The 4,951-nt window shown below is 67.2% G+C and carries 4 protein-coding genes; 1 reads left to right on the forward strand and 3 read right to left on the reverse strand.

Going from position 1 to position 4,951, the window contains the following annotated elements; translation table 11 throughout:
• Positions 1–1,266 (reverse strand): DEAD/DEAH box helicase (locus A985_RS0102090; RefSeq protein ID WP_017231772.1); only part of this gene is annotated, 1,266 nt, incomplete at its 3' end.
• 367 nt (positions 1,267–1,633) lie between these two features.
• Between A985_RS0102090 and A985_RS23870 the strand changes: the two genes are divergently transcribed.
• Positions 1,634–2,548 (forward strand): LysR substrate-binding domain-containing protein, encoded by a 915-nt coding sequence (locus A985_RS23870; protein WP_017231773.1) that lies wholly within the window; start codon positions 1,634–1,636, stop codon positions 2,546–2,548.
• Between the two features lie 90 nt (positions 2,549–2,638).
• On the opposite strand, the gene A985_RS0102100 is transcribed toward A985_RS23870, so the two are convergent.
• Entirely contained in the window at positions 2,639–3,946 is a 1,308-nt protein-coding gene (locus A985_RS0102100; RefSeq protein ID WP_017231774.1) for a solute carrier family 23 protein, read from the reverse strand.
• Positions 3,947–4,095: 149 nt separating this feature from the next.
• Positions 4,096–4,951 (reverse strand): virulence factor family protein (locus A985_RS23875; protein ID WP_017231775.1); only part of this gene is annotated, 856 nt, incomplete at its 5' end.

The following is a 4,951-nucleotide window of genomic DNA, read 5'->3' on the forward strand; positions in this document are numbered from 1 at the left end:
CGCTTCACGCGGGGCGCGGGCCGGTTGGCGCGCGTCGTCGTCGTCGCCGCCGCGCCCGCCCCGTCCACCACCGGCCCCACGGCCTTGTTGCGCCTTGCGAATCGGTTGCGCCACGGCATGCGGATCCGGATCGAAGCCCGGGATCACTTCGCGATCGATCGTGCGCTTGATGAGACGTTCGATCTGCGTGAGCAGTTGATGCTCGTCCACGCACACGAGCGACACGGCCTCGCCGTTTGCGCCGGCGCGTCCGGTGCGGCCGATGCGGTGGACATAGTCCTCCGCCACTTCCGGCAGGTCGAAGTTGACCACGTGGGGCAACTGGTCGATGTCGATGCCGCGCGCGGCAATATCGGTCGCAACCAGCACCTGCAATGTGCCGCTCTTGAATTCGGCGAGCGCTCGCGTGCGGGCGCCCTGACTCTTGTTACCGTGAATGGCGAGCGCCGGAATGCCGCCCTTCGTGAGCTGCTCGGCGAGCCGGTTCGCGCCGTGCTTGGTGCGCGTGAACACGAGCACCTGGAACCAGTTGTGCTCGCGCACGAGGTGTTCGAGCAGCTCGCGCTTACGGTCGCGATCGACCGGGTGGATCTTCTGCGCGACGGTTTCCGCCGTCGTGTTGCGACGCGCCACTTCGATGAGCGCGGGCGACTTGAGCAGGCCGTCGGCCAGTTGCTTGATCTCGTCGGAGAACGTGGCCGAGAACAGCAGGTTCTGGCGCTTCGACGGCAGCACCGCCAGCACACGACGAATATCGCGAATGAAGCCCATGTCGAGCATGCGGTCGGCTTCGTCCAGCACGAGAATCTCGACGCCAGAAAGATCGACCGTTTTCTGCTGCATGTGATCGAGCAGACGGCCAGGGGTCGCGACGAGAATGTCCACGCCGCGCGCCAATTGTTTGACCTGCGGCACCATCGACACGCCGCCGAACACGGTCATGGACGTGAGCGGCAGGTACTTGCCGTATTGCGTGACGCTTTCCTCGACCTGGGCGGCCAACTCGCGCGTGGGCGTCAGCACGAGCGCGCGCACGGAGCGCTTGCCGTTGGCCGCCGCCGCGCGCGCACGCGTGGAGAGCATTTGCAGGATAGGCAGCGTGAAGCCCGCCGTCTTGCCGGTCCCGGTCTGGGCACCGGCGAGGAGATCGCCGCCTTGCAGGACGGCCGGAATCGCTTGCAGTTGAATGGGCGTCGGGTGCGTGTAGCCAAGGTCGGCCACGGCACGCAGGATGTCGGCCGACAGGCCGAGCTTTTCAAAAGACATATATGGACCAATGCGCGGACTCCACGAAGTGTGTCCCCGCGCGTATCGATGTTGTGTGTTCTTGAGGGAATGCCCGCGTAGGGCGTGCGACAGGCATCGCGCTCATTAGGGCGATGCGCCGAAAGACGCCTGCAAGACGACCCGCCGGCGAATGAAATCAAGCGGCTTGGCGGGCGAGGCCGTCGCGGGTACGGCCGTGTCTTGGAAGCGCGTAGTTTACCATGCGCCCTTTCCCAAGTCAGTCGGCATCGCCATTTGCCCTCCCCGGGGTCCGAAATTCGGACGTTCCACCGGGTGTCTGCGCGCCTATCGCCCAAGCCGCTACACTGGCGTCATTGCCCCCGAAGCCTCCCGGCCTGCCTGCCCCGTGCGATTCGACCTGACCGACCTGCGACTGTGCCTGCTGGTTGCCGAAGCCGGCAGCATCACCGGCGGCGCCGAGCGCGCCCATCTGACACTGGCGTCTGCCAGCGCCCGTATCCGCGGGCTCGAAGAGGCGCTGGGCGTCGCGCTCTTCATGCGCCACCGCCAGGGCGTAATGCCCACCCCCGCTGGCCGCGCCCTGCTCGCTCACGCCCGGCGCGTGCTCGCCCAGATCGAGCAGATGCGCGGCGAACTCGGCGAATACGCGGCTGGGCTCAGGGGGAACGTGCGTATTGCCTCGAACACCGTGGCGATGTCCGAGTTTCTGCCGGATCTGCTGGGGGCATTCCTCGCCGAGCATCCGAATGTGGAGATCTCCCTGCGCGAGCAGACGAGCCCGGCCGTCGTGCAAGCGGTCCTGGAAGGCGCCGCCGACATTGGCGTGGTCTCGGACTGGATCGAATTGACGGGGCTCGAGACGGTGCCATTCCGGCAGGACCGGCTGGTGGTCGTCACGCCGCCTGGGCACGCATTGGCCTCGCGCGCCGAGGTGGCTTTCATCGACGTTCTGGACTCGGAGTTCATTGGCCTGCCCGAGCACAGTGCACTGGCCGAGCACCTCGACGGGCACGCCAGGCGAGCCGGTCGGCCGTTGCACTACCGTGTGCGCCTGCGAGACTTCGACAGTCTGTGCCGCGCCGTGGCGGCGGGGGCCGCGCTGGGCATCGTGCCGCTGAGCGCCGCCGCACGCTCGGCCGCCGCGCTGGGCCTCGGCATCGTGCCGCTCTCCGACGCGTGGGCCCTGCGCACGCTGGTGCTGTGCGTGCGTGAGCGCGACGCCCTGCCTGTCTACGCGCGGCAATTGCTTGAACGGCTGCAGGCCACGCCCGCTGTCACCAATGAAAACGGCACGACGTAATCATCGTGCCGTGATCTCTCGTGCCGTCAATGCCGGCGAATCCAGCCGGTCCAGCGCGTCCGGTGTGACCGGTGAGGCGAGCGCGTCGACCTACATCGCCGCCGGTGCCGACGCCCCACGCCCGCGCAGCAACGCGTAGAGGATGATGGCGCCGAACGTGGCGCAACCGATGCCCCCCAGCGAGAAGCTACCGAACTTCAGCGTGAAGTCGCCCGCGCCGAGCACCAGCGTGACGGCGGCGACGATCAGGTTGCGGTTATCCGAGAAGTCGACCTTGTTCTGCACCCAGATGCGCGCGCCGGCCACGGTAATCAGACCGAACACCACGATCGACACGCCACCCAGCACCGGACCCGGAATCGTCTGAATCACCGCGCCGAATTTCGGCGAGAAGCCCAGCACCAGCGCGATCACCGCCGCCATGGCAAACACCAGCGTCGAATAGATCTTCGTGACGGCCATCACGCCGATATTCTCGGCGTAAGTCGTCACGCCCGTGCCCCCGACGCTGCCCGACACAATGGTCGCCAGACCATCGCCGAGGAAGGCGCGGCCCATGTAGCGGTCGAGGCTCTGCCCGGTCATGGCGCTTACCGCCTTGATGTGTCCGAGGTTCTCCGCCACAAGGATGATGGCAATCGGGGCGAGCAATACCATCGCTTCCGGCTTGAACACTGGCGCCGCGAAGTGCGGCAGGCCGAACCAGGCGGCATGGGCCACCACGGCGAAGTCGATCGGCTTGCCGAGGCCCATGCCGTTGGTCAGCACGGCGTACAGCGCATAGGCCAGCAGCAGGCCCACGAGAATCAACAGGCGTTGCACCATGCCGCGCGCGAGCACCGCCACGAGACCGACGCACAGCACGGTCGCCAGCGCCATCCACGTGTCGAAGGGCGTCGCCGAGACGCCCTTCACCGCGACCGGCGCGAGGTTCAGGCCGATGACGGCGACGACCGCGCCCGTCACCACCGGCGGCATGAGGGCTTCGATCCAGCGAGTGCCGACGGCCATCACGATCAGGCCGATGATGGCGTAGAGCACGCCGCAGGCGATGATCCCGCCGAGCGCCACCGGAATATTCAGGTTCGGCCCGCTGCCCGCATAGCCCGTCACCGAGATGACCAGGCCGATGAAGGCGAAGCTCGAGCCGAGATAGCTGGGTACGCGTCCGCCGACGAGCACGAAGAAGAGCAGCGTGCCAATCCCCGACATGAAGATGGCAAGGTTCGGATCGAACCCCATGAGCAGCGGTGCAAGTACGGTCGAGCCGAACATGGCGACCACGTGCTGCACGCCCATCGCGATGGTTTGCGGCCACGCCAGGCGCTCATCGGGGGCGATCACGCGGCCGGAGGCCGTGTCCTGCTGCCGCCACTTCGGGAAATAACCCTCTGCCATGTCGATCTTCTCCTGGGTGTCGTGCCGCCGAATCCGAACGGTGCGGAAGGTGCGGGACGTGGGTCGATGGGAAAACTGGCGGCAGTGTACGGAGCCACTGCACAGAAGGCAAGGCGGCGCGCCAAGCGGCGCCGCTCCGCCATCGGCCGTCACCGCTTGGCGACGCCCTGGAGAATCACGTCGGCCAGCCCAGTGTAGTTCCCGTCGAAATGGTGCCCGCCGGGCATCTTGACGACCTGAACGCGCTTGGGATCGAGCCCCGGACAGTTGCTGTCGTCTTCGTCGGCCCCATAGATGCACATCGCCATCCCGTCGGGCAGACGCTCCACCTCCGGACGAATCGGCAGGCCGTTCTGGCTCGACATCACCCAATTGGTCATGCGGAACTCGAAGTCCGCCTTCTGCCCGAGTCCCATCAGCACCAGCAGCGCCACCCGCTCGCGGGCCACCGGCGACAGACGATTGACCATGAACGGCAGCACATCGGCCCCTTGCGAGTAGCCGATCAGGATCACGCGCTTCTTGTTCCAGCGCGTCTGATAGAAGCGCATGAGGCGGTCGATATCGAGCGCGCCGGAAGCCGGGGTGCGCGCCGACCAGAAATAGCGCAGCGAATCCACGCCCACCACCGGAATGCCGTGCGCCGAGAGCGCGCCCGCGACATCGCGGTCGAGTCCGGCCCAACCGCCGTCGCCCGACATCAGTATGGCGAACGTGTCGGTCATATTGGGGGCAGGCTTGCCGGTGGCCGGCACCTCGACGACGGGCAGATCGGCCACCGCGGCGGGCGGCCGGGCCGTTCCCGCCACGTGGTGCGCGTTCAGACGCCGGAACGCGTTCTTGTACTGCGTCACCCAATCGGCCAGCACGGACGTCGGCGGCGTGCCCGTCTCGGCGGGCGTGCCGGAGACCTCCATCGCGCCCAGGCTGCCCGCCAGCCCACCGACGAGCCAGCTCGAATTCGGCGTGCGGGCGGCGAACGCCTGTGCCACGTGATCCGGGCAG

The sequence above is a fragment of the Pandoraea sp. B-6 genome (genome assembly GCF_000282835.1).
Lineage (GTDB): Bacteria > Pseudomonadota > Gammaproteobacteria > Burkholderiales > Burkholderiaceae > Pandoraea > Pandoraea cepalis.